Origin of the sequence: Paraburkholderia panacisoli (assembly GCF_008369935.1) — a bacterium.
Classification (GTDB): Bacteria; Pseudomonadota; Gammaproteobacteria; order Burkholderiales; family Burkholderiaceae; genus Paraburkholderia; species Paraburkholderia panacisoli.
Genome location: NZ_VTUZ01000023.1, coordinates 41,130 through 66,366, shown reverse-complemented (window position 1 = coordinate 66,366; position 25,237 = coordinate 41,130). Strand labels below are relative to the sequence as shown.

25 protein-coding genes are annotated in these 25,237 nt (G+C 60.8%); 14 read left to right on the top strand and 11 right to left on the bottom strand.

The features are described from left to right. Window positions 1-3 precede the first annotated feature (3 nt). The 4 genes from FVF58_RS29315 to FVF58_RS29300 form a co-directional block, all read right to left on the bottom strand. Window positions 4-993 carry an NAD(P)-dependent oxidoreductase gene (locus tag FVF58_RS29315; protein ID WP_281291303.1) on the bottom strand — a complete coding sequence of 330 codons (990 nt, stop codon included), beginning with the start codon at window positions 991-993 and terminating at the stop codon, window positions 4-6. After that, a complete protein-coding gene (locus FVF58_RS29310) occupies window positions 962-1,687 on the bottom strand; it encodes a FadR/GntR family transcriptional regulator (protein WP_149673349.1) in 726 nt (241 codons plus the stop codon). The genes FVF58_RS29315 and FVF58_RS29310 overlap by 32 nt, the downstream gene beginning before the upstream one ends. 228 nt (window positions 1,688-1,915) lie before the next feature. Next, entirely contained in the window at window positions 1,916-2,278 is a 363-nt protein-coding gene (locus FVF58_RS29305; RefSeq protein WP_149673348.1) for a translation initiation factor Sui1, read from the bottom strand. Next, window positions 2,268-3,221: a LysR family transcriptional regulator gene (locus FVF58_RS29300; protein WP_149673272.1), complete on the bottom strand. Its 954-nt coding sequence runs from the start codon at window positions 3,219-3,221 to the stop codon at window positions 2,268-2,270. Before FVF58_RS29300 ends, FVF58_RS29305 begins: the two co-directional genes overlap by 11 nt. Window positions 3,222-3,348: 127 nt before the next feature. On the opposite strand from FVF58_RS29300, the gene FVF58_RS29295 reads away from it, so the two are divergent. Together FVF58_RS29295 and nfsB are read left to right on the top strand one after the other, a co-directional pair. Next, window positions 3,349-4,356, top strand: a complete 1,008-nt coding sequence (locus FVF58_RS29295) for a zinc-binding alcohol dehydrogenase family protein (protein ID WP_149673271.1) — start codon at window positions 3,349-3,351, stop codon at window positions 4,354-4,356. Window positions 4,357-4,412: 56 nt separating this feature from the next. Further along, on the top strand, window positions 4,413-5,066 hold the full coding sequence (gene nfsB / locus FVF58_RS29290) for an oxygen-insensitive NAD(P)H nitroreductase (protein WP_149673270.1): 654 nt from the start codon (window positions 4,413-4,415) through the stop codon (window positions 5,064-5,066). Window positions 5,067-5,375: 309 nt separating this feature from the next. Here nfsB and FVF58_RS29285 read toward each other — a convergent pair whose 3' ends face one another. After that, complete coding sequence (locus FVF58_RS29285; protein ID WP_149673269.1) at window positions 5,376-5,687, bottom strand: DUF4148 domain-containing protein; 312 nt, start codon at window positions 5,685-5,687, stop codon at window positions 5,376-5,378. A gap of 449 nt (window positions 5,688-6,136) precedes the next feature. On the opposite strand from FVF58_RS29285, the gene FVF58_RS29280 reads away from it, so the two are divergent. Together FVF58_RS29280 and FVF58_RS29275 are read left to right on the top strand one after the other, a co-directional pair. Beyond that, window positions 6,137-6,808, top strand: coding sequence for a heavy metal response regulator transcription factor (locus tag FVF58_RS29280; RefSeq protein ID WP_149673268.1), 672 nt, complete (start codon window positions 6,137-6,139; stop codon window positions 6,806-6,808). Beyond that, the gene (locus tag FVF58_RS29275; RefSeq protein WP_149673267.1) at window positions 6,805-8,199 is read left to right on the top strand and encodes a heavy metal sensor histidine kinase; all 1,395 of its coding nucleotides are present in this window, start codon (window positions 6,805-6,807) and stop codon (window positions 8,197-8,199) included. Before FVF58_RS29280 ends, FVF58_RS29275 begins: the two co-directional genes overlap by 4 nt. Window positions 8,200-8,957: 758 nt before the next feature. Here FVF58_RS29275 and FVF58_RS29270 read toward each other — a convergent pair. Both FVF58_RS29270 and FVF58_RS29265 read right to left on the bottom strand, forming a co-directional pair. Continuing rightward, on the bottom strand, window positions 8,958-9,851 hold the full coding sequence (locus FVF58_RS29270; RefSeq protein WP_188130962.1) for a LysR family transcriptional regulator: 894 nt from the start codon (window positions 9,849-9,851) through the stop codon (window positions 8,958-8,960). Between the two features lie 4 nt (window positions 9,852-9,855). Beyond that, the gene (locus FVF58_RS29265; RefSeq protein WP_149673265.1) at window positions 9,856-10,803 is read right to left on the bottom strand and encodes a LysR family transcriptional regulator; all 948 of its coding nucleotides are present in this window, start codon (window positions 10,801-10,803) and stop codon (window positions 9,856-9,858) included. Window positions 10,804-10,834: 31 nt separating this feature from the next. On the opposite strand from FVF58_RS29265, the gene FVF58_RS29260 reads away from it, so the two are divergent. From FVF58_RS29260 to FVF58_RS29220, 9 genes are all read left to right on the top strand, one after another. Continuing rightward, window positions 10,835-11,800 carry an ABC transporter substrate-binding protein gene (locus tag FVF58_RS29260; protein WP_246217228.1) on the top strand — a complete coding sequence of 322 codons (966 nt, stop codon included), beginning with the start codon at window positions 10,835-10,837 and terminating at the stop codon, window positions 11,798-11,800. Between the two features lie 32 nt (window positions 11,801-11,832). Further along, window positions 11,833-12,531, top strand: coding sequence for an amino acid ABC transporter permease (locus FVF58_RS29255; RefSeq protein WP_149673264.1), 699 nt, complete (start codon window positions 11,833-11,835; stop codon window positions 12,529-12,531). Window positions 12,532-12,534: 3 nt separating this feature from the next. Further along, window positions 12,535-13,272: an amino acid ABC transporter permease gene (locus FVF58_RS29250; RefSeq protein ID WP_149673263.1), complete on the top strand. Its 738-nt coding sequence runs from the start codon at window positions 12,535-12,537 to the stop codon at window positions 13,270-13,272. Next, the gene (locus FVF58_RS29245; protein ID WP_149673262.1) at window positions 13,250-13,975 is read left to right on the top strand and encodes an amino acid ABC transporter ATP-binding protein; all 726 of its coding nucleotides are present in this window, start codon (window positions 13,250-13,252) and stop codon (window positions 13,973-13,975) included. Before FVF58_RS29250 ends, FVF58_RS29245 begins: the two co-directional genes overlap by 23 nt. A 78-nt stretch (window positions 13,976-14,053) precedes the next feature. Continuing rightward, window positions 14,054-15,154, top strand: a complete 1,101-nt coding sequence (locus FVF58_RS29240) for an alanine racemase (protein WP_149673261.1) — start codon at window positions 14,054-14,056, stop codon at window positions 15,152-15,154. A 60-nt stretch (window positions 15,155-15,214) separates the two neighbouring features. Further along, window positions 15,215-15,601, top strand: coding sequence for a RidA family protein (locus tag FVF58_RS29235; RefSeq protein ID WP_149673260.1), 387 nt, complete (start codon window positions 15,215-15,217; stop codon window positions 15,599-15,601). Window positions 15,602-15,812: 211 nt separating this feature from the next. Next, entirely contained in the window at window positions 15,813-16,577 is a 765-nt protein-coding gene (locus FVF58_RS29230) for an SDR family oxidoreductase (RefSeq protein WP_149673346.1), read from the top strand. Window positions 16,578-17,227: 650 nt separating this feature from the next. Then, on the top strand, window positions 17,228-18,682 hold the full coding sequence (locus FVF58_RS29225) for a catalase (RefSeq protein ID WP_149673345.1): 1,455 nt from the start codon (window positions 17,228-17,230) through the stop codon (window positions 18,680-18,682). A gap of 68 nt (window positions 18,683-18,750) precedes the next feature. After that, the gene (locus FVF58_RS29220; RefSeq protein WP_149673259.1) at window positions 18,751-19,365 is read left to right on the top strand and encodes an ankyrin repeat domain-containing protein; all 615 of its coding nucleotides are present in this window, start codon (window positions 18,751-18,753) and stop codon (window positions 19,363-19,365) included. A 97-nt stretch (window positions 19,366-19,462) separates the two neighbouring features. Here the strand turns inward: FVF58_RS29220 and FVF58_RS29215 are convergent, their stop codons facing one another. The 4 genes from FVF58_RS29215 to FVF58_RS29200 form a co-directional block, all read right to left on the bottom strand. Continuing rightward, complete coding sequence (locus FVF58_RS29215) at window positions 19,463-21,727, bottom strand: xanthine dehydrogenase family protein molybdopterin-binding subunit (protein ID WP_149673258.1); 2,265 nt, start codon at window positions 21,725-21,727, stop codon at window positions 19,463-19,465. Next, window positions 21,724-22,176 (bottom strand): (2Fe-2S)-binding protein, encoded by a 453-nt coding sequence (locus FVF58_RS29210; RefSeq protein WP_149673257.1) that lies wholly within the window; start codon window positions 22,174-22,176, stop codon window positions 21,724-21,726. Before FVF58_RS29210 ends, FVF58_RS29215 begins: the two co-directional genes overlap by 4 nt. A gap of 75 nt (window positions 22,177-22,251) precedes the next feature. Beyond that, window positions 22,252-22,563 carry a high-potential iron-sulfur protein gene (locus tag FVF58_RS29205; RefSeq protein ID WP_149673256.1) on the bottom strand — a complete coding sequence of 104 codons (312 nt, stop codon included), beginning with the start codon at window positions 22,561-22,563 and terminating at the stop codon, window positions 22,252-22,254. Between the two features lie 16 nt (window positions 22,564-22,579). Then, window positions 22,580-23,578 (bottom strand): aldo/keto reductase, encoded by a 999-nt coding sequence (locus FVF58_RS29200; RefSeq protein WP_149673255.1) that lies wholly within the window; start codon window positions 23,576-23,578, stop codon window positions 22,580-22,582. A 400-nt stretch (window positions 23,579-23,978) separates the two neighbouring features. Between FVF58_RS29200 and FVF58_RS29195 the strand changes: the two genes are divergently transcribed. Then, a complete protein-coding gene (locus FVF58_RS29195; RefSeq protein WP_149673254.1) occupies window positions 23,979-25,196 on the top strand; it encodes an MFS transporter in 1,218 nt (405 codons plus the stop codon). Window positions 25,197-25,237 lie beyond the last annotated feature (41 nt).

The following is a 25,237-nucleotide window of genomic DNA, read 5'->3' as shown; positions in this document are numbered from 1 at the left end:
GGACTAGCAGGATGTTTGAGCCGTCATGCGGTCGTAGACGCGAAACAATGCCTGATTTCCGTTGCGTCCTTCGCCGTGCGCGACCGCATCCAGATATTGATTCGTCACCAGGGACGAAGCCGGCAGCGGCACGTTGAGCGCGTGCGCCTGTTCCTGGACCAGACGCAGATCCTTGAGCATCAGATCGATCCGGAAGCCTGCCGCGACCTCGCCATCGATCATGGCGGGGGCGAGTTTGTCCATCATCCACGATGCAGCCGAGCCGCCCATCAGCACCTCGCGCAACTGCTTGAGATCCACGCCGGAAGCGCGGCCGAGCGCGAGCGCTTCGCAGATCGCCTGGATGTTGATGCCGCAAATCAGTTGATTGCACAGCTTGACTGTTTGTCCCGCGCCGCTCGCGCCGACGTGAGTGACGGTAGTGCCCATTGCCTTGAAGAAAGGCAATGCGGTCTCGAACGCCTGGGCTGTCCCGCCGGCCATGATCGTCAGCGTGGCGTTCTTCGCGCCGATGGGGCCGCCCGACACCGGTGCATCGACATACTCGATTCCTTGCGCTGCGCATTGCGCGTGCATCCGGCGCGCTGCGACCGGCGCAATGGTGCTCATATCGATCAGCAAACGACCAGCCGGCGGATTGGCAAGGAGTCCATGTTCACCGAGCACCACCGCTTCCACGTCGGGTGTATTGGGCAGCATGGTGATGGCCGCGTCCGCGCTCCGCGCGGCATCAGCCGCGCTGCTGGCCGCGTAGGCGCCCAGCGCAGCCAACTCTTCGACTGCTTCACGGCGGACGTCGAATACGCCCACCGTCATGCCGGCCTTCATGAGATTCAAGGCCATTTCGCGCCCCATCGTACCCAAGCCAATAAAACCCACCGTACTCAACGCTGTGCTTTGTGACATTGAATCCTCTTCTAAGCTCTTTTGAGAATGATGAAAGCGCGGACGCGCCTCTCGTTCAGGAAGACTGCCATTCGGTCGCGGCTTTATGCCGGTACTCGTCGCCGATGCGGAAATGCTCGCGCAAAATCTGATCGGCGGCCTGTTCGTCGCGCTCGACCAATGCCTGAAAAATCCGGCGGTGATCCGCTATGACACGCGACTTGATATCCGGATGGAGTTGAACCGTTTCACGGCGATTCCGATGCGAATGCATCAGTAGCGCAGCGACCGTGCTGTGCAGATTCATCAAGGTTTTCGAGCCACCTGCCTGCACCAGCGCGGCGTGAAACTCGAAATCCGCCTGGCTGCCTAGTTCGAGCTGATCGACCGTTGCCTCGATCTGATCGAGCGCGGCGCGCAGCCGCTCCAGATCGGCGAGCGTGGCGCGCCGGCACGCGAGCCGGATGGACTGGCATTCGATGGCGATACGCGCTTCCATGACGTCCTCGACCACGTCTTTTTCCTGGGCGAGCGCAAACGCGAAAAACTCTCCGAGAGTCGATATGTCCGGGCGCCGCACGATGGTGCCGACGCGCTCGCGAATTTCGACGGCGCCGATCATCGCGAGCGCCCTCAATGCTTCACGCACGACGGGTCGGCTGACGCCCAGTTTCAGCGCGAGATCACGCTCCGGGATGAGCTTGTCGCCGGGCTGGATCTCGCCTTCCAGAAGAAGGTCGCGAAGGAATGAGAAGACTTTTTCAAAGCCCTTACTGTCTTCTTCCTGCCGAATAATTTGCATAATGGGTGCGGTCAAACCGTGGTAAGACCAGAAATTACGCGACTTGCAGGCCGTCACCCATACGGACTTACCCCGACACAATGTGACTGTGCGTTTGTCGACTAGCGCGCCGGTTTCCAATGCCAAACGGCCGCGGGGCTGCTTGATCGGCGACCCATGCGCGCGCCGATTTGACGGCCGCACGCGGTCCGCTTAACTGATAGCGAGCGCCGCCGCACGTTGAAGCGCTTAGCCCCCGGCTCGCTTCGCGCTGTAACCGTACTTTTTCAACGCTTCGATGACCCGCTCGCAATGGTCACCCTGCACTTCAATCACGCCATTCTTGACCGTCCCACCAGAACCGCAGGCCGCGCGCAAATGCTTGCCTAGCGAGGCCAACGCAAGAGAATCGAGCGCCAGACCTTTAACGAGCGTCACGCTCTTCCCGCCCCGGCCCTTGGTTTCGCGAGTCACTCGCACTACGCCATCGCCTGCTGGTAGTGTCCTGGCGGCCGCCTTGCAGACACATTCCGCGAGCACGCGTCGGCATTCGGGACACATCCGCCCGCCATCGGTGGAATAGACAAGGCCGCTTTTCGAACTACTCTTCATGACAGTCATACTGAGAGACGCTTTGAGCCCCGTACGTCGGCGACAGCGCTGTTAGCAGCGATACGCGCTCCTTCAGCATTTCATGCAGTTGCCGGATCGCCGGAAGGAACTGCTTGCGATGCGCGCAGATCAGATTCAGCGGCGCAGCCTCGCCGGGCTGCTCGGGCATCAGCACTTCGAGTCGGCCCGCCCGCACGTCTGCGCACACGTCGAGCCACGATTTGTATGCGATACCCTGGCCCTCGACCGCCCAGCGCCGTACCACGTCCGCGTCGTCGCAAAAGAGCGACCCGGCGACGGCGATCTGGCAGAGTTCGCCCCTCACGGGGAACACCCACTTGTCGTAGACACGGCCGCCCAGGACATAGAGCAGGCAGTGGTGTTCTGCCAGTTCGTCCGGCGTGCGCGGCCGGCCATGCCGTTGCAGATAAGCGGGCGACGCGACGAGCACACGCCGATTGTCGCTGGCAAGCGGCAACGCGACGTAGCTGGCGTTATCGGCGCGGCCGTAGCGGATGGCGATCTCGACCGGATCACGAAACATGTCGGTCAGTTGATCGGACAGAAAGAGCCGCACCAGCAGCTTCGGATGCGCCTCGCGAAACGCAGTGATCCAAGGCAGCAGAACATTGCGGCCAAGATCCGACGGCGCGGCGATCTGCAACAGCCCCTGCAGCGCATCCGCCGCGCCATGCAGGCACTCCCGGCCCTCCTGCAATGTCGCGAGCACCTGCTTCGCGTACGGCAGATATTCGTCGCCTTGGGCAGTAAGCCGCAAGCTGCGCGTCGAGCGCGCGAACAAACGAACGTCGAGCTCGCGCTCGAGCCGCTGAATTGCTGCGCTGACCTGGCCTGGCAGCAGGTCCGCTTCGCGGGCGGCGTTCGAGAAGCTGCCGAGCGCGGCGGTGCGCACGAACAGCGCCAGGTCGTCGAACCGGATCATTTTCATTCCTGTAGTGAAAGTATTACCCGATTTTCCCCGTTTTTCGAACTGCAGGTGCAACGCATCATTAAAACAATTTCCGAGTCGCCAAAGCGGCTCATTCGCGAACAGGACGCCAGCAACACAGATGAAAGCCATCGTTTATGACCAGCACGGGCTGCCGATCGAAGATCCGCGCGCACTCTACGAAACAGAATTGCCGAAGCCCGAGCCGGGTCCGCACGATCTGCTCGTGAAGATTCGCGCCATCGCCGTGAACCCCGTCGACACCAAGGTCCGTGCGGGGATGCTCGGCGACTCGCCGCGCCTGCTTGGGTGGGACGCCGCCGGGACGGTCGAAGCCGTCGGCGCGGCCGTCACGCTGTTCAAGGTCGGCGACGACGTGTTTTACGCGGGCTCCATCACCCGCCCCGGCGCCTATGCCGAGTACGGCGTGGTCGACGAGCGCATCGCCGGTCATCAACCCACCACGATCGATGACGCGCACGCCGCCGCGTTGCCGCTCACCTCAGTCACGGCCTGGGAACTGCTCTTTGATCGCCTCTGCGTCGCCGAGGGCGGGGGCGACGGCGATGCGCTCCTGATCATCGGCGCGGCCGGCGGCGTCGGCTCGATCCTCACTCAGCTCGCGCGGCAACTGACGAAGCTGCGCGTGATCGCCACGGCATCACGGCCGCAGACGCAAGAATGGGTTCGTGATCTGGGGGCGCACGACGTCATCGATCACACGCGCCCGCTGAAAGAAGAGCTGAGCCGGATCGGCGTTGCGCAGGTGCGCTATGTCGCGAGCCTCACACATACCGAGGCGCACTATCCCCAGATCGTCGAGGTGCTCGCGCCACAAGGCAGGCTCGGCGTCATCGACGATCCGAAAACGCTCGACGCGATGCCGCTCAAGTTGAAGGCGATCTCGCTGCACTGGGAACTGATGTTCACGCGGTCTTTGTTCGAGACGCCGGATATGATCCGCCAGCACGAGATCCTGGAGCGCATCGCCGCGCTGATCGATGCGGGCACGCTGCGTACGACACTCGGCACGCATTTAGGGGCGATCAACGCCGACAACCTGCGGCGCGCGCACGCGCTCATCGAGAGCAATCGCGCGCGCGGCAAGATCGTTCTCGAAGGGTTTTGAGTCGTCGGTTGGCTTTCTGTTTTGATTACCTGTCATCTCCATAAGAAGATATCACCATGAATCTGATTGACGCCGTGCAAACCCGTCACACTGTCAAAGCATTCGAGCCGGGTCATTCGTTGCCGCAAGCATCGGTCGATGCGTTGCTCGCCGCGCTTCACTACAGTCCTTCGTCGGTCAACTCCCAGCCTTGGCACTTCGTCGTTGCGTCGACGCCGGAAGGCCGCGCACGCATGGCCAAGGCAACGCAAGGCGCCTACGCGTACAACGAACCGAAAGTGGTGAATGCCTCGCACGTGATCGCACTGTGCATGCGCACGGATATGGATGCGGGCCACCTCGATGCTGTCCTCGAGCAGGAAGGCGACGACGGGCGCTTCCAGATCGACGGAGCGAAGGGCATGCAGGATAAGACGCGCCGCTCGTATGTGGACATGCACCGCTACGAATTGCGCGACGTGCCGCAGTGGATGGAGAAGCAGGTGTATCTCGCGCTGGGTGGATTGCTCGTCAGCGCGGCCGTGCTCGGCATCGACGCGACGCCGATGGAAGGCTTCGATTCGCGCGCGCTGGACCTCGAGCTCGGGCTGCGCGAACGTGGGCTTACGAGCGTCGTGCTGGCGGCCTTCGGCCGTCGCAGCGACCAGGATTTCAACGCCAGGTTACCGAAGTCGCGCCTGCCGCGCGAGCAGATCTTCACTTTCGTGTGATCGTAGCAGCACGCCGGCCTTCCGGTGTCTTGCTCTGCAGGAGGGGTCCCGCCGGTTCCTGCTAGACGGAATATGGCAAGCTCAAAGAAGTGCGCCGTTACGTCAGCTATAAGAATGGCTATCAACTGGATCAACATCGCCGCCGGTGACGCGACCATCAGATGTGCACGAAAGGCACGTACGTTCTCCGGCGCTTACAGTTCCGGTAAGCGCATTGCCGAATTGAGCTTGGTTCTCATACCGGCTCGTGTCTTCACGCATAGCTTGATCAAACCGAGTGATGGTCACCGAATGCACTGACGATCAGTATCAGTGATGGGAATAGATCGAGTGGGCGCCCGCGATCGTCATGGGCGCACCCACCTGCGAAGAGTCACTCGACACGCCACCCGTATCAGTGTTGCTCGATGGCATCACGTCATGCGCGTCGAGGCGGGCCTCTGCCGTCTGGATATCAGCGGGATACTGCAGTTTGCTCGGCCGGTAGCCGGCTTGCTCCAACCTGATCAGGTCCGCCTGTACGTCCGCATGCGTCACTGACACGCTAGCGTTCTGAGCGAAGGAAGCGGTCGGGAGTGCGAGCAGCCCAGTAATTAGGGCAGTATATAAATGCAACTTCATCGTGAATTACCTCATGAATATGGGTTTGGTCGGCTTCCATCAGTGATCGAAACCACTGATCCCTCCTCGACGCAACGGGAGTGAGCAACAGCTATTTTGCATCGCGAAGGTGGACGGGTCCTGACGCTCACATTACATCGACGTCATGTCCGAATCTGGACGCTGGGAGTGAGCCGCCAATTGTTCCTTGCATCCATGCAATAGGCCGACTGCGCTTGAGCGATGACCGGATAAGTGTCCCGATTCATGACGTTTTTGTCATGTCCCGTCCATCTTGACGCAAGGAAGTCTTTTTTATAATTACCTGTCCGCCGTATCGAAGAGCACTGCTGAGGCGGTTCCAATAACCCAATTGACTCTGCCTCAACGCGATCCGCTGCGCAGACGCAATTAGCGCAAGGTACTGTCCGCATTGAATGCACCACGTGCTGTGCGAAAGGGTTTTCATCATGCGTATCCTGATCGTCGAAGACGAACCGAAGATGGCCTCGTACCTTCGCAAAGGCCTGATGGAGGCAAGCTTCATCGTCGATGTCTCTAACGATGGCAACGACGGTTTGTTCCTCGCGCTCCACGAAGACTACGATCTCATCGTACTCGACGTCATGCTCCCGGGCATCGACGGGTTCGAAGTGCTCAGGCGCTTGCGAGCGCAAAAACGCACACCGGTGCTCCTCTTGACGGCGCGCGATGCGGTCGAAGACAAAGTCGCCGGACTTGAAGCGGGGGCAGACGATTACCTGGCCAAGCCGTTCGTCTACTCCGAGTTTCTTGCGCGGATTCGCGCGGTGCTGCGCAGACCCACGCAATCGGTCGACCCTGTGCTGCGTGTCGGCGATATGGAAATCGACGTCCTCAGGCGCCGTGTGCGGCGCGGTAATGTCCGCATCGACCTGACCGCGCAGGAATTCACGCTTGTGAAACTCCTCGCCGAGAGGCAGGGTGAAGTGGTCACGCGCGCAGTCGTTACGTCACAGGTCTGGGACATGAACTTCGACAGCGATACGAACGTCGTTGAAGTAGCTGTCAGACGTCTGCGCGCAAAGATCGATAGCCCATTCGAGAAGAAACTAGTCCATACGGTCCGTGGCATGGGCTATGTGATGGAAGAGCGAGCATGACTGCCGCGGACGGCGCGTACTCGCTGCTCAGGCGTCTGAGTCTCGCGTTTACTATCGTTGCCATACTGGTGCTCTCGATGGCCGGCGGCCTGCTCTATCATTCGCTGTCGAGCCAACTCATGCACCGCGACGACAGTGAGGTTTCGATCAAGCTCGACGAGTTTCTGGCGGCAGCTCGCAGATACGGCTCCGCGGAGGCGATCGGCGGTAATACCGACCTGTTTCGCGAGGAATTGCTCGCGCATCCCGCAATCTCATTCGCCATACTGGATGGTCATGGAAGGGTATTGGCCGACTCGGACCGGCGGGACCAGCGCTTGCGGTCGATTGGGCCAGGCAATCCCGTAGAGAAGCAGCCTTATTCATGCTCTCCCCCGTCCATCGGGCCGTCCCGGTGCATATTCGGTGACGAAACGCTGCGTTCAGGTGAATCGATACGCGTGCTTCTCGCACATGAAGCGGCGACGCGCTACTCCGTGCTTCGCGAGTACCAGGGCGATGTATGGCTCGTGCTCCTCGGCGGTTCCGCGGTGATGGGTTTACTTGGCTACGCCATCGCAAGGCGGGGCTTGTCACCGGTCAAAACAATCGGCCAGCGAATTTCGCGCATCGAAGCCCACAACCTTGGCGAGCGCCTCGATATAAGCGGCGGTCCCGTCGAACTCCATGACATCGCGGGTCCGGTGAACCGGATGCTCGACCGGCTTCAGCGTGCATTTGCGCGACTCTCGCAGTTCTCGTCCGATCTGGCGCACGATATGCGCACTCCGCTCGCCAATATGATCAGCGCATCGGAAATCACTCTTTCGCGTAAGCGATCCACCGAGGAATACGAAGCGCTGATCGACTCGAACATCGAAGAATGCCAGCGCCTTCAACGGATGATCGAAACCATGCTGTTCCTCGCGCGAGCGGACCACTCGAAGGAACCGCTCAGGCTGGGCGTACTCGATTGCCATCAAGAGTTCGCAAGGCTGACCTCGTACTTTGACGCGGTGGCCGAAAGCAAAAGCGTCCATTTTGCCCTCGACGGCGCAATCCAGGTTCGCGCCGATCCGTCGATGCTTCGTCGCGCCCTCAGCAACCTGGTATCGAACGCGCTTGCGCATGCTGACGCCGAATCGGAAATCGCGCTGCGCGCCTACCGGTCTGACGAGTACGTGGCCGTGGAAGTCACGAACACCGGCCAAGCCATCCCGCCGGAGCATATCGGCAAGATCTTCGACCGCTTTTATCGAATCAATTCTGCGCGGCAAGGGTCGGCGAAAAACATGGGGCTAGGCCTTGCCATCGTGCGATCGATCATGGAGTTGCATCGTGGCCGAGTCGACGTCGTGAGCCGCGCTGGCTTGACGACCTTCACGCTTTACTTTCCTTCCGTTACGGCGTGACGCCCTAAGTCGCTGTTCCGCGCAATCGCGCGGCATCCTTTCTCGCAGAGTTCCGTTACTGATCCGCGCAAGATGGCGCGCCCGCGCCCCGTCCGCCTTCCGTCCGCCGTCCGTCCGCCCGCCCGCCCGCCCGCCAGCCAGCCAGCCAACCAGCCAACCAGCCAACGGCGCATTCTGCGCGTGCCTTCCCAAGATGTCCGAAATGACATCTCCCCGCCACCTCATAATCAGACGCGTAACACGAAAATACCCTCTCCAGCACTGAGGGAAGTCGTCGCCATCCGTCGGAGTCCAAACGTTTTTTCAACCATCGAGAGCCCTCGTGAACATTCGCTATCGCAAGCGTCTGCAGTTGTCTGTCGGGGCAGCGAGCATCTTCGTTCTTTGCGGCGCCTCGTTTTCCCTTCACGCACGTGCATACGATTGCCGCTACCGGCGTTGTCGCATTCGACGCGCAGCGGCTCGTGCAACCAACCGCGATAAGACATAACATGAAACGACTTTGTACAATTCTTGCGTTCGCGATCGTGCTAAGCGGTTGCGCGACACAGTCGCAATCGCGCCATCCCACTCGAAACCAACAGACATCGGATGACACAGTAGTCGACTACGATGGCATGCCCTGCGGCAATCAGAATTTGCATGTGAAATCGCCCATCTGCCTGTTTCCGAGGACCCTGCTCGCGTCACACGGAGCCCCTATGAGGAGCTGAGCTTCGGTGGCACGCAACTGATTGCGCTTAACGCTCTGTCCGTTGTTAAACGCCTGAACTGAAGTTACAGCAGCGCCGCGCAACATCGGCGACCATGTGACCTAACGCGGAATGTGACTGTTTCAGGAAAATTGCATCGTAGCGAACCGCCGGTACGGCCGGTTCAGTCATCACGATCTGCATCAACCCGTTCTGGATTTGCTGCCTGAAGAGATCGACTGGCAGCAAGCTTACGCCCACGCCGGCCGCCACCAGTCCGCCCACCGCGACGGCATTGTTGCCGCCGCAAATACGCTCGGGATCGACACCCGCGCTCTCGAAGGCCCTCGAACTCAGGATAGTCACGATGGAGAGGGGGATCTGCTCGATCACGGGGACTGCGCCCAGTTCGCGCAGCGACACCGTGCGCTGGCTGTCGAACTGGCCGGGGCGGCAGAACCAGGCGAAATCGGCGCTGCCTAGCGCTATCCGAGTGACGAATGCGGGTAGCTCCGGCTCGGGCAGGATCGCCAGGTCGAGGCGTCCGTCGATCACCTGCTCTTGCAGCGGTCCGGACATATCGACGTAGGGTCGCAGAATGAGATTCGGATAAAGTTCGTGCATCTCCTTCAAAAACGCCGGAAACCAGGTCAGCGCTACGAGCTCCGTCAGTCCGATATGCAGCACACGGGCCATGTGCCGGTCAGCCTCCCGATAGGCCTGTAGCCGCCCGATGCTTTCCAGCAAGCTCTCGCACAGCGTCAACATCTCGTGTCCTTTCGCGGACAGCCTTGCTTTCTTTCCTTCCTTTTCGAACAAAGGCGCCGCGGACTTCGCCTCGACATCCTGCAGGCGCTTGGTCGCGGCAGACTGGGTGATATGAAGCTTGTCGGCTGCCCGCTGTACCGTGCCGAGCTTCGCTACCCAGTAAAACGTTTCGATCTGTTTTACGCTCAGCATCGCACTATCGCTCCTGTGTGCCGAGCGGTTCACGCGCGTCGGCATCCTGATAGCGCGTCCCGTAGTCGCATGTCGCACGCGCGAGCGCGATGACCCTGCGGTGAAAAGGCGTCAATGCGTCGTGCCGCGCGACGGCAACATATCGCACCGGCGGCATCACCGGCGTCACGTGGATTTCCCGCAACCTGCCGAGCGTCACGAGCTCGCCGGCAATCGCATTCGGCAGACAGGCGACACCCAGTCCGGCACTCGCCATGCCGCCAAGCGCGGAAAAGCTGTTGCAGGTCATGATGTTGCGCGGTTGCACGCCGTTGCGCTCAAGCCATGTGCTCATGACATGTCCGGCGGCCGAGTCCGCGGCCTGGGACAGCAGCGTCAACTGACCAAGCTCCGACACGGCCAACCTGCGCCGCTTCAGCTTGAACGCGGGACTGCAATACCAGCCGTTACGCACGGTGGCGAGCGGAAATCTCAGCATGTCCGTCCAGCGAGGGGTGTCGGGCAAGATTGCCAGATCCAGCCGCGCCAGCCTGAGCTTTTCGTAAAGATCCGCAGCGACGCCGCCCACTTCCAGCTCGACATCCACCAGCGGGTAGGTAGATCGCAGCGCATCGATGAAAGCAGGCAGCCAGGTGAGCGCGGCAAGCTCGGTCATCCCCAGCCTCAACGAGCGTCGCAGTACTTTCTCGCTCGCATACTGGCTCAGCAAGACGTCGCGTTGCTGAAGAATCGTGCGCGCTTGCGAGAGCACTTCGAGGCCGTCGACGGTCAGCCGCGCCGAGCGCGAAGCGCGGTCGAACAGCGGCCTCGGGAATTGACTCTCCAGTTCGCGAACGTGGCGCGACACACCGGACTGGACGCTGCCGAGCTTGCGCCCGGCAGCCTCGAACGAACCCATGTCCGCAATCGCAACCAATGCTTCGAGCTGCAGAAAAGTGAACTGACGCGCCACGCTGTCACCTCTGAATTCATCACGTTTTGGAATGAAGAATTATGCACAAATATCTCTTTATTCTGGATTTGTTTCCACCAAGAATACGTTCTCCAAATCCCCCGCAATGCCGACCGGGCACCTTGAGGGCGCTCGCGGTTGCGTTTCGAAGCATCCTGTCTACGGAGACTGCATGAACTCGCTTAATAAACTTACCGCAGGATTGCTTGGACTTACATTAGTCCTGCTGGCGGGTACTGCACGGGCCGACCAGCTCGCGGACATCAAGGCGCGCGGAACGCTGGTGTGCGGGGTATTGGCTAATTTCGAGCCATTCGGATACCAGGACCCTGCATCGCGCGACATAGTCGGATACGACGTGGACTACTGCAAGGGCGTCGCGAAAGCACTGGGTGTCAAGCCGGTGTTGCAGGTGGTGTCGATGGAAGCGCGCGTTCCCGAACTGCTGCAAGGCCGTATCGACGTGCTCGCCGCGGTGCTCGGCTACTCGCCGGCACGCGCCGGGCAGCTCGACTTCACCCACCAGTATTACGTCGCCAGGCAGGTCCTCGCGGTCAAAAGCGGCGGCCCGTTCAAAGTAAGGGACGATCTCAACGGCAAGCGGGTCAGTACGATCAAAGGCTCCAGCAATATCGCGATCATGGGTCAGGTCATGCCGAGCGTGCAGCTCGTGAGTTATGACGATGCGCCGTCCGCGTTCCTCGCCATGGTGCAGGGCAAGGCCAATGGCTTTGTGGTCTCCGAGCCGATCATGCACCGCTTCGCCGCCAAACTCGGCACTAACGTTCATGTCGAGGCGCTGTCGCCACCGGTCGGTCTCGAGCATTGGGGTCTCGGCATCAAGAAGGGCGAGCCCGCATTGCTCAACGCGGTCAACAACGCGCTGGACGGAATGGAGAAATCGGGCGAATCTCAGCAGATTTTCGACAAGTGGCTGGGAGCCAAGACGATCTACCAGATGCACCGCGATTTCAAGACCGGGCCGGTCCAGGGCTGATCACGACACTGCCCGCGCAATAAGGATTACTCATGCTGGCGCATCTCAACTTCTCGGGCATCTTTGCGGCCCCGAACCTGCAGCATCTCGTCTGGGGATTGCAATACACTGCCCTGCTCACGCTGACGAGCTGGCTGCTCGCGGTCTCACTCGGTACGGTGATGGCGACGCTGCGCACGATGGGTAATCCGTTCGTCGAGAAGCTCATTGCCGGCTACGTTGCGTACCATCAGAACGTGCCCATGCTCGCGCAGCTGTTCCTGTGGTACTTCGGATTCCCGACGCTGCTGCCGGACAGCGCGCAGACATGGATCAACGCGCATAGTGGTGAATTCATCTTCGCTTCGCTTGCGCTCGGCCTGTGCATGGCCGCGTACTACTCCGAGGATATTCGCAGCGGTTTGCGAGCGGTGCCGCATGGTCAACATGAGGCAGCCCGCTCGCTGGGTCTGAGCTATGCGAAGTCAATGCGATACGTGATCCTGCCGCAAAGCTTTCGCATTGCCATGCCGCCTTTCATCAACCACACGGTGGTGCTCTTCAAGAACACCAGCCTGGCAATGGCAATCGGGGTTGCCGAGCTGACGTACACGGTGCGCGACATCGAGAACCAGACCTTTAGAACCTTCGAAATATATCTCATTGGAACGGTCGTCTATCTGGCCATTTCTTTGAGCTTGATGGGCGCAGGCGCAGCCATTACACGGCGCACCCGTATCGCGGCGAAATGAACCATGCTCGACATACTGATCCACAACTCGCATTTCCTCCTGCTCGGGCAATATCCCGATGGCCCGATCGGCGGACTTGCACTCACGTTGATTCTCTCGCTGACCGGTCTCGCTTTTGCCTTCCCGCTTGGCGTACTGCTCGCGTTGTGCCGGGTTTCGCCGTACAAGGTCTTCAGCGTGCCCTCGGCCGTGCTCATCTATATCGTGCGCGGCGTGCCGCTCGTGATGCTCGTATTCTGGAGTTATTTCCTGGTGCCTGGATTGATCGGCCACCTCGTGAGCGCGTTCACGACGCTCGTGGTCACGCTGGTGATCTATCAGGCCGCCTATCTATGCGAGATTTTCCGCGCGGGCATCGAGTCGACACCCAAAGGACAGACCGAGTCCGCACGCTCGCTCGGACTGGGTTACGGCGCGACGATGCGCCACGTGATCCTGCCGCAGGCACTGTACAACATGCTGCCCAGCATTCTCAGCCAATGTGTATCGACGGTGAAGGACACGTCGATCGGCTATGTGATCAGCGTCCAGGAACTGACGTTTTCCGCCCAACAAATCAACGCCAGTCTTCTTACACAACCGTTTCAGGTTTTCGCGATTCTCGCGCTGACCTACTTCGTGGTGTGCTACGCGCTCACCCGATGCGCGCATGTCATCGAACGGCGCATCGCGCGCCGGCGTGCTTCAGGAAAAATGCCAGATGTCAGGAGCGTCATCAATGATTCAGTTTTCCAAAGTTAACAAGTGGTATGGCGAGTATCGAGCGCTCGTCGACGTAACTGCAGAAGTGAAGCGAGGCGAGGTAGTGGTCGTGTGCGGCCCTTCAGGGTCGGGCAAATCCACGCTGATCCGTACCGTCAATCGACTGGAGGAGATTCAGGGCGGCGAGATCACAGTCGACGGCACGAGCATCCATCAGGCTTCCTTGAACCTCAACCGGTTTCGCAGCCGCGTCGGCTTTGTGTTTCAGCAGTTCAACCTGTTTCCGCATCTGTCGGTACTGGACAACATATGCCTGGCGCCGCTGAAGGCGGCCGGCAAAAGCCGCGTGGATGCAAAGCAACAGGCGTTGACGTTGCTCGACCGTGTAGGACTGTCGAGCAAGGCGAACGCATATCCGCAGCAGTTGTCGGGCGGACAGCAGCAGCGCGTCGCCATTGCGCGCGCGCTGGCCATGGAGCCGCCAGTCATGCTCTTCGACGAACCGACCAGCGCGCTCGATCCCGAGATGGTCGGCGAAGTGCTCAACGTCATGAAGTCGCTGGCGAGAGACGGCATGACCATGATGTGCGTGACCCACGAGATGGGGTTTGCGCGTGAGGTGAGCGACAGCGTCTGGTTTATGGACCGCGGCGAGATTCTTGAGGTAGCCGACCCACAAACCTTCTTCCGGTCGCCCGTGCATCCGCGCGCGCAGGCATTCCTGTCCGACCTGCGTCACTAACCAACCCTTCCCCTTTCGAAGGCCGCGCCGTGCCGTGCAGCAGCCGCCCGGCACGGATGCGTCGTAACCGACCACCCCATGACAACACCCAACATGCTTAGCCCATTTACCGCGGACCTGGTGCCAGCGGTCGCAACACCTTGCTTCGTGGTGGCGGAAGACCGCGTCCTGCACAACCTGGCGGTCACCGCAAACGCGTGCGGTGGCGTCGAGCGCCTGATGCCGCACGTGAAGACTCATCGCGCTGCGTGGCTCGTTCGCTTGTTGCTGGCGCAGGGCGTCAGCTCGTTCAAGGCCAGTACGCTCGCCGAAGTCGCAATGGCACTGGCGGCTGGCGCCACACGCGTCACCTGGGCATTTCCGACCGTCAATCCGCAGAACATCGGCCGTTTCGTCGAACTGGCCAAAGCTTATCCAGACGCCGAACTCACGGGTCTTGTCGATTCCCCCCATGGACTGAACGTGTGGACTGGACTCCTGAACGGCGCCCCGCGCTCGGTCAAACTGCGTATCGACCTGGACCCCGGGATGGGACGCACGGGAATCCCGATGGACGAGAGCGCACTGGCGCTCGCAGGTGCGGTCGCCAGGCTCGGCCGACTTGCAGGCTGGCATCTCTACGATGGCCACATCCGGGGCGCTGTTGAAGAGCGCCAAGCAAGAGTGCATAAGCTCACCGAAACACTCGATGCGCTGCAGTCGACCTTGCGCGGGAACGGCATCGATGTGGATGTAGTCGGAGGCAACAGCTACACGTTCGACCTATGGCCGCGCTCCGCGATGTCGTATGTGTCGCCGGGCACCTGGGTCTATTCGAACGCCCAGCACCTGCGAGAGCTCGCGCACCACGACTGGATTGCTGCCGGATTTGTATTGACGACGGTCGTGTCGACGCGCAATGGCACGTCCACGCTGGATGCCGGCAGCAAGGCGATCTCCCCGGACAAGCCACAGGCACAGCGCTTTCATGGCGTCGGCGAAATCGTGATGATGAACGAAGAGCACACCGTCATCCGCAACAACACGCTCAACGTCGGCGACCGGCTGTTGCTGGTTCCGGAGCACACGTGCACCACGGCCTACCTGTATAGCAACGCGCTCGTTCGTGCCCTCGACGGTCGGTGGGAGTACCGGGATCAGCTCGGGAACGAACGCTCTGTCGTACCGTTGCCCCGATGACTGTCCCGAGGCGAGCAAGCGCGCACCCCTGTCGAGATATTCTTAACGCTGAAATTGGAAATGAACGAATCAAACAAGCAACCGGCCCTGGGCGGTCACTACAGCCTCTGGCGTCGCGCCGGGGGGCTGATTTTCGTGGCGGGCCAAGTCCCGCGAGATTCCGAACGGAACATTCTCGGCGAAACGATCGAAGAGCAAACCACCGCCGTACTCAATAACTTGCGCCTTGTGCTGGAAGACGCCGGCACCGATTTCAGTCGACTGGTCCGCGTCCAGGCGTATCTATCGGATATGGGCGATTTCCAGCGGTTCAACGCTGCCTATGCCGAAGTGATGGGCACCGCCGCCCCCGTACGGACCACCATCGGATGCGCGCTCAACGGCGTGCGGGTGGAAATCGACGCCATTGCGGAACCCGGCGACGATTCTGTAGAGCCGCACCAGTAACGAGGCCACCCGTTGTTTGAGCGGATAAAAGACGGAACTCTAGCTAAAAGATAAGATCCCCCTTGTGCTCAGCGCCGGCGCGTCGGCTTTCGATCTCGATGAAGACGCCGGCGAACCGGGTACATGCCGCGAAAACCGGCGAATTTCTCGGCTCTGGTCCGAGGCGATCAAAGCGCCTCTACTTTCCCGCTTCTCTCTTCACGAGGACAACATGACTGAATCAACCACCAAAAGGATCGCGCTCGTTACGGGCGCAGGCAGCGGCATTGGCCGAGCCACTGCGACGGCGCTTCTCGCGGACGGCTTCTGCATCGTGCTGGCTGGCCGCCGTGCCGAGCCGCTCGCCGATCTCGTCGAGACGGCAAAGGCCGCGGGCCAGGAAGCACTGGCCGTCGTGACCGATGTTCGTGATGCAGCAAGTGTCGATGCCCTTTTCGGCACCATCGAGCGCACCTACGGCAGACTCGACGTTCTGTTCAACAATGCGGGCGTCAATGCGCCCGCTGTGCCGATGGATGAGCTACCCGTCGAGGCGTGGACAAATCTCATCAATACCAATGTGACCGGTGTTTTCCTCTGTGCGCGCGCCGCCTTCGGATTGATGAGAAAGCAATCACCGCAAGGCGGCCGGATTATCAACAACGGGTCGATCTCGGCACATACGCCACGCCCCTTCACTTCGCCCTACACGGCTAGCAAGCACGCAGTGCTTGGCCTCACGAAGAGTATCGCGCTCGATGGCCGCGAGTTCAACATCGTCTGCAGTCAGATCGACATTGGCAATGCGCTAACGGACCTGTCCGAGCGCATGACGCGTGGCGTACGCCAGGCAAATGGAACAATCGCGCCGGAACCGATGTTCGATGTGAAACACGTTGCAGAAGCGGTCCGTTACATCGCCAACCTGCCCTTGAGCACCAACGTTCTGAATATGACGGTTATGGCGAGCAACATGCCATTCGTGGGGCGCGGCTAGAGCGTATTGGCAATTGGCAGATCGAGATGAAAGAAGCGGCGAGCGTAACGAATGACAAAAAGCATTCACGAAGTTTGTCGTGCCGGGTGGTGGTGGGACGGAGCTGCGTGATGTGACAGAAGAAGCGTTCGACCAGATTTTCAGTTCGTCGAGTAAAGGCGGCGCTTCAGGGCTGTTGCAAGCCAGGCCGCCGACTGTTTTACACAACTATAAGGCGCAATTAATTCGATATACGGAACAATGTAAATTGCATTCGATAATTCCAATAAATAAAAGATCTCTCATAAACACATGCGCAAAAATACTCAATGAAATTGTATCGCTTTTGAACTGCACGATACATACATCACCTGCCCCACATCTCGCGATCATGTGGCTCACACAGCTGTATTTCCCAATCGCTCTGCAGAGCAATGCACGTTCATCGTCATTTCACTTTCTCTAATGGCTTCTAATTTCCAAAGCAATTCTGCGCCTATTGAAATGATAGGAAAAAGAGATTGGATAATAGAACGACTGAGTCATAGTATTCCTCCGGCTCCCCCCTGAACCAGGAATACAAAGTGAAAGTACGGAAGACACAGATTGCTGCAAGCCTTTTCTCGATCGTCTCAGCAATTGCGCTCGTTCAACCGGCGCAAGCGGCGGGTATGACCCAGGATAGCGGGTCGCCGGTCGGCGACAACCAGAACTCCCAGACCGCGGGCCCCGAAGGTCCGGTTCTCTTGCAGGACTCTCATCTCATCGAGAAACTGCAGCGCTTCGACCGGGAGCGCATACCCGAGCGTGTCGTGCATGCACGTGGCACAGGTATCTTTGGCGAGTTCGTGCCGACTACAGACATCAGTTCCCTGACCTCGGCCCAGGTGTTCACGCCTGGAACGAAGACCCCGGTCTTCGTTCGCTTTTCGACGGTGATGGGCTATCGCGGCTCGCCCGAGCAGGCACGGGACCCGCGCGGTTTCGCGATCAAGTTCTACACGCAGCAAGGGAACTGGGACATGGTCGGCATCAACTGGCCGATCTTCTTCATTCGGGACGCGATCAAGTTTCCTGACTTCGTGCACGCAAACAAACCATCGGCTGTGACCGGTGTGCAGGATCCGAATCTGGCGTTCGACTTTTTCGCCCATTCGCCCGAAGCGACCAACATGCTCACGCACCTCTACACGGACGAGGGCATGCCGGATTCGTATCGGCACATGGACGGCTTCGCTGTGCACGCCTTCAAGTTCGTCAATGCGAAAGGCGAAGTTCACTACGTGAAGTTTCACTGGAAGAGCCGTCAAGGCATCCAAACCATTCGCCCCCAGGATATCTCGCATTCGATCGGCGCTGACTGGAACATGATGACCAATGACCTGTACAACTCGGTCAAGGCGCGCTCGTATCCTCAGTGGGACCTTTACATCCAGGTGCTCTCGCCGAAGGATCTGGACAAGTTCGATTTCGATCCGCTGGATGACACGAAGGTGTGGCCATCCTCCATCCCCGAGGAGAAGGTGGGCACGATGACGCTCAACCGCATTCCGGATAACTATTTCGAGTCCACGGAAGAATCGGCATTCGCACCGTCGCGACTCGTACCGGGGATTGAACCTTCTGAAGACCGGATGTTGCAGGGCCGCCTGTTCGCCTATGCCGACACACAGATGTACCGCCTCGGCCCGAACTACAACCAGTTGCCGATCAACCGTCCGCTGTTCTCCGTTTCCAACAATAACCAGGACGGCCTCATGAATGGAGGAGATCGGAAGGGCGAAGTGAACTACGAGCCATCCGGAGTCGCCGAAATCGCACAACAGGACAAGTACAAGTCCGTGCAGACGCCGCTGACGGGGACGACCCAGCAACGAGCGATTCACAAGACGCTCGACTTCCGTCAGGCCGGCGAGTACTACCGTACGCTGTCCGATAACGACAAGACAGATCTGATCACGGCGCTGTCGGGCGATCTTGGCCGCGTGACCAACGACGCGAACAAGTACGCGATGCTCTCGTACTTCTATAAGGCTGATGCCGACTATGGCACTCGCCTTGCACGTGCCACCCATGCGGATGTCACGCGCGTGAAGGATGCGGCGGCGCACCTGAGCGACAACTAAAGTCGATGGGGGAGCCTGCGCAAGCAAGTTTCCCCATTGAATAGGCATGCTTTCTCACGGAGAACACAATGCGATGCTCTTTTGCTGCCCGGCGCCTTGTTCGGACCGTGGCGGCCATCACCCTGACCGCACTGTTGACAGCGAGTTGCGCAGAGCATGTGTATCAGTCGGGAACGTATTCGGCCGTGACGGACACGCCGCGTTTCACCGAAGACTGGTTTGCTGCGGCGCGTGCGGGGCGCACGGATATTGTTCAGGCGTTGATCGATGCCCATTTCCCGCTCGAGACAACGACGCCCGAAGGCTATACCGCGCTGATCCTTAGCGCGTACGACAATCACCCGGAGACCTTGAAGGCCCTCCTCGGTGCAGGCGCCAACGCCTGCGCGGCCGACCGGAATGGTAATACGGCCCTGATGGGAGCGCTCTTCAAAGGCGAGACGAACATTGCAACGATGTTGCTCGACACGCATTGCGCCATCGATCAAACCAACAACGCGGGGGAAACGGCATTGTCGTTTGCCGCGCTATTCGGCCGACTCGATATGGTTCCGGTGCTCGTCGCACATGGCGCCAACGCGAATCATGTCGATGCGCGCGGCGGCACCGCATTGCAAATGGCGATCGCACAACACAATCCGGCTGCAGAGCAAGCTCTACGCCGCGTCGGCGCGACACAATGAGGCGTTGCCGATGCGCCGCATTTCATGCGGCGTCGACCATCGGCAGATCAAGTGATCGCGATACCGGCACAGTCTGCGCCTCTGCCCCCTGTGCTGGTCACGCCCGCTCCAACAGCGCGCTATCTACGGGCAACGCCCGAATCCGCGTGCCTGTCGCATTGAAGATCGCGTTGCAGATCGCCGCCGTCGTCGGCGGCACTCCCGGTTCGCCAACGCCGCCGGGCGGCGCTGCGCTCGGCACGATATAGACGTGGGTTTCCGGCACGGAGTCGATGCGGGCGACCCGATAGTCGGTGAAGTTCGACTGCTCGGCCGCCCCCTGACTAAACGTCAGTTCGCTGTATAGCGTATTGCCGAGAGCCATGACCACCGCGCCTTCGAACTGCGCGATCACGCGGTCGGGATTGACGATACGTCCGCAGTCGACCGCCAGATCGACACGCGTCACCCGCACCGAGCCATCTTCGGCCACCTGCACCTGCGCGACCGCGGCAACGTACGTCAAAAAGCTGCGATGGACAGCAATCCCCCGCCCGTGGCGAGCGGGCAACGCCGCGCTCCAGTTCGAACGCACCGCTGCCGCGCGGACCACTGCGGCATAGCGCGCGGTATCGATTGGATACTCGTCGATCGACGCGCCGTAGTTCGGATAATCGACCCCCAGCGCATGCAGATCGACATGGCGCGGACTGCCCAGCAGCCTGAGTAGATGCTGGACCGGATCCTGCCGCGCCGCAACGGCAAGTTCGTCGACGAACGAGCCCAGTGCAAAGCCGTGCGGAATGTTGTACACCGAGCGATACCAGCCAATACGTGTATGCGCCGGCGCCGCTCCGTTCTCGCACTGCACATTGGCGACTTCATAGGGCATGTCGGTCACACCCTGACCGAGTTCGCCCGCCGAACCATAAATCACGTTCGGCGTGAAGGTCGAACCGATGGACGGAAACACGCTCCGGTGCAACCACGCAATCGTCTTGCCCTGCGCATCGAGGCCGCCTTCCATGTGCTGCGCGCACACAGCATGGAAATAGTCGTTACGTATGTCGTCCTCGCGTGTCCACGTCAGCTTGACGGGTGCGCCGACTTCGCGTGCCAGGTACGCGGCTTCGGCTACGTAGTCCGGCTTCGACTTGCGGCCGAAGCCGCCGCCGAGCAACGTCACATTGATTGTCACGGCCTGTTCCGGCACACCGAGTACTTGCGCGACCGTGGTGCGTGCTTGCTGCGGATTTTGCGTCGCGGTCCAGACCTCGACTGCGCCGTTTGCAAACGACGCAGTTGCGGCCAGCGGCTCCATCGCCGCGTGCGCCAGATGCGGCACGTAATAGTCCGCCGACACGTGTCGTGCCGCGTTCTTCAACGCTCCCGCGGTATCGCCGTTATTGCGCACGACCTTACCAGGCTGCCGCGCAGTGTCTTCAAGCGCCTTGCGATACGCCTGGCTATCGTACGTGCCGTTCGGCCCGAGGTCCCATTCGAGCTTGAGTTTCTGTCGCCCTTGCAGCGCGGCCCAGGTGCTGGTCGCGATCACCGCGACGCCGCCCAGTGGCCGGAAGCCGGCGGGCAGCGGCGCCGAAGAAATGCGCACCACGTGCAGCACGCCGGGCACCTTCATCGCTTCAGTCGAGTCGACGGTTTTCAGCGTTGCGCCATACACGGGCGAACGTTCGACCGACGCATACGTCATCCCGGGTAACACGACATCGATGCCATACGTCGCGCGGCCATGAACGATGTCGTCGAGATCGACGATCGGCAGGGATTTGCCGATATAGCGCCACGTGTCCTCGTTTTTCAGCTGCAGCGTATCGCGGCCGGGCACCGGCTGACGCGCCGCAGCCTCCGCGACCGCGCCGTATGAAATGCGCCGCCCGCTCGCCGCATGCACCACGTGGCCGGGTTCGGTCCGGCAGCTTGCGGGGCTCACGCGCCACTGCGCAGCGGCCGCCGCGATCAGCATCTGCCGCGCGGAGCCGCCTGCCTCGCGCAGTGGCTGGAAGAACTGGCGGATGCTACGCGAGCCATCGGTGTTCTGGTCGCCGTACTTCGCATCACCTTGCGCCTGCACGACCCTGACCGTGTTCCAGTCGGCATCGAGTTCGTCCGCGAGGATCATCGCGAGGCTGGTACGGATGCCGGTGCCCATCTCGGAGCGATGCACGACCAGCACGATCTCGCCGGACGGCGCGACCGACACATAGACGTTCGGCGCAAACACTGCTTTAACGCCGTTGGCCGAGGCGAGCGGGGCCGCCGCAAACGCCATGCGCGCGCCGCCGACATGCAGACCCAGCACCACGCCGCCCGCCAATGTGCCCTTCAGTACCCGGCGTCGGCTCAAATTGACGATCTCGCTCATGACGCCTGCTCCGCCGCCGCCTTGATGGCAACCTTGATGCGTTGATAGGTGCCGCAGCGGCAGACATTGCCGGACATCGCTTCGACGATCTGCTCGTCGCTCGGCTTCGGCGTCTGTTTGAGCAGCGACGCAGCCTGCATCATCTGGCCGGGCTGACAGTAGCCGCACTGCGGCACATTCGCGGCTTTCCACGCTCGCTGCACGGGATGTTCGCCGCCTCTGCCCAGGCCTTCGATCGTCGTCACGGACTTGCCCTGTGCATCCGCAAGCGATGTAACGCACGAGCGCACTGCCACGCCTTCCAGATGGACGGTGCATGCGCCGCATGCGCCCACACCGCAACCGAACTTGGTGCCATGCAGTCCCAACAGGTCTCGCACCGCCCACAGCAGCGGCATGTTCGCGTCGGCGTCGACGTTGTGATGCACGCCATTCACAATCAATTCCATCCGTTCACTCCTTGTTGTCGACGCACGCCACACCCGCCGACGCTGCCTGGTGATCGCCTTACCTGCGCACGCCGTTCATGCTCTTGCCTGATAGGCCTTGCACCATCCGGCGCCGCTCACCTGCTTCGCGCCGAACAGCGCACAGAGCGCGTTGGCGTCAGCTGGCTTACCCTGGTAGAACTGACAGTTCGCGCAGCGCTGGTTGCTGCTGAAATGGGGATATTTCGTGTGATCGACCCGGGTTGCATCGGCCGTGTACCCGAGCGCCTGCGCGGCGGGATCGCTCTCCTGAAGCTGCGGGGGTGCCGCCCAGACGGAGCGTCCGGCGATCGCAAGCGCAGCGGCGCCGATCGAATGGATCATGAAGGTGCGTCGAGGGGTTCGCATACTCAATGTCTCCCTTTTACGCTACGAGCACGCGTTGCGGCGGCGCCATGAACTCCGGCCCCACGGGATCCTTGACGAAGGTCGCGACAATCGCGTCGATCTGTTTGAACGCCTTCTCGTCGAGGTGCCAGCCGAATACCTCTTCGATCCCGTCCAGTTGCGCCGGACGACGTGCGCCCCATAGCGCGATCGTCGGGCCGCGATCGAGCACCCAGCGCACAGCCAGCGCGAGCACCGACTTGTCGAAGTTCTCGCGCGCGAACACGTTCAGCGCTTTCACGGCCGCGACATATTGCTCACGACGCGGCGCGCGAAACTTCGGATCGCGCTGGCGCAGGTCGTCGCCCTCGAAGCGCGTCTCGACGCCGATGCGCCCCGCCAGCAGGCCGCGGCACAGCGCCCCATAGGCAAGCGCGACGAGCCCATGCTGTTTCGCGTACGGCAGCACGTCACGGTCTATCTCTCGCTCGAACAGGTTATAAGGCGGCTGAGTGGTCGCCAGCGGCGCCACGCGCCGGAATGCATCCATTTGCGCAGGCGAGAAGTTGCTGACGCCCAGCGCCCGCACCTTGCCTTCTTTGCGCAGATCGTCGAGCACCGCGGCGGTCTCTTCGATTGGCACGAGCGGGTCGGGCCAGTGGACCTGATACAGATCGATGTAATCCGTCCGCAAGCGTGTCAGGGTGTCCTCTACTTCTTGACGAATGCGCTCCGGCGACGAATTGCGAAATACCGTGCCGTCGTGCCATTCCAGTGCGACCTTGGTTGCGATGATCGCCTTGTGCCGGTACCCCCCGGCCAGCGCCTTGCCAATGATCTCCTCGGAAGCGCCGAAACCGTACGCCGGCGCTGTATCGATCAGATTGACACCGCTGTCGAGCGCCCGGCGGATCACCGCGATCGAGTCTTTCTCGTCGGTGCCACCCCACATCCATCCGCCAATGGCCCAAGTACCGAGGCCGACGCGTGAGACGGGGGTCGTTAAACCTTCAATTGCGATTGTTTCAATAGTCATGTGAAGCTCTCAAATCAAAGCACTACTTCAAACAGCAGCGCATCCGGGTCGAATGCGATCTGACAAATGGCCACATGCCCATCGGACGGCCAGGCGAGCCGATTATTTCAGCGGCACCCGCACATCACAAGAAGGCACCTGGCGGTTTCATACTTTCCCCATGGAAACTAATTGCTACGACGGCGCTTACGCGCACGACAACGCACGGCAATCCGCAGAGGAGAACCGAAGATCTGGCGCGGGTCGACTATCAGCTCACATCACTGGAGCGTCACCGTATCGCTTGACGTAGCCACCGCGACGTGAGGTCGGCACTGACCACCATCGTGGGGCGCTCTGCAAAGCCGTGAGAAATTGCCCATAATTGCGCGCTGTCTTCGAGCAACGGTTTGGACATTTGATGAAAGCAGTTTCTGGCGCACCGCAATCCCCGATCGCATTTCTGGCTGTAGCGTTGGCGTTCGCGATCAACATGACGGGTACAACGCTACCGACAGCAATCTATCGGTACTACCAGCAGCAGTATGGCTTTACACCGACCGTCATCACCGTGATCTACGCGTCATATGCAATCGGGGTACTAGGTGCGCTGCTGTTGATCGGCAACTGGTCCGATCAGTTAGGCCGTCGTCGCATGCTGCTGGCGGGGTTGTGTGCGTCGGCAGCATCGGCGGTGACGTTTCTGCTCAGTGACGGCCTGGCGCTTCTGATGCTGGGCCGACTGCTGTCGGGAGTCTCTGCCGGCATCTTCACAGGAACCGCCACCGTAGCCGTGATCGAACTTGCGCCGCCTGCGTGGCGCGGCAAAGCCATGCTCGCGGCGACCGCCTCCAACATGCTTGGGCTGGGTTGCGGTCCGTTGCTAAGCGGCATCCTGGTCGAACTGTTTCCCTACCCGACGCAGCTGCCCTATACGGTGCATCTGGCGCTGGTCGGCATCGCCGCCTTCGCCGTCCTCGGTGTGCCGGAGACTGCCACGATTCCCGCGCGGGTGAAGCTCGGCATCCAGAGAATTTCGCTTCCTGTCGAGGTGCGCGGTGCGTTCATTCCTGCCGCGCTAGCGGGGTTTGCCGGGTTCGTCGTGGTGGGCTTCTTTGCGGCGGTCGCCCCTCAACTGATTCGGGTCGTCCTCGGCTTTCACAGCGGCATAGTCACCGGCTCGATTGTGTTCCTGCTGTTCGCGTGCTCCGCTCTCGGGCAGATCGTGCAGACGATCATTGCTGCCCGGTGGCGGCAAGCGGCTGGGTGCATTGGCCTCGTCGTGGGACTGATCTGTGTCGGGCTGTGCGTGCCCGAACGCTCGCTCGGCCTGCTTTTGCTCGGCACCGCCCTGGCAGGAATCGGGCAAGGCATCAGCTTGCGCGCCGGGTTGGGAGAGATCGCGTCGGCGGCGCCCGCGCACCGGCGGGCGGAAGTTACGTCGAGCTTTTTCATCGTGCTTTACGTGGCGATCTCACTGCCTGTGATCGGTCTCGGCTTCGCCGTGCAGCTCGCCGGCATTCAGCGCGCGACGCTGCTCTTTGTCGGCTTGACGATCGTGCTTGTGCTTATCGCGCTGCTCCTGCTGATGCGCGGGCAAGCGAACCGGGGGCCAGACGCCGCAGCGATCGGTGACTGAAGACGAAACCCCTTGCAGCTCGAACGCAGCAGCCGCTTGAA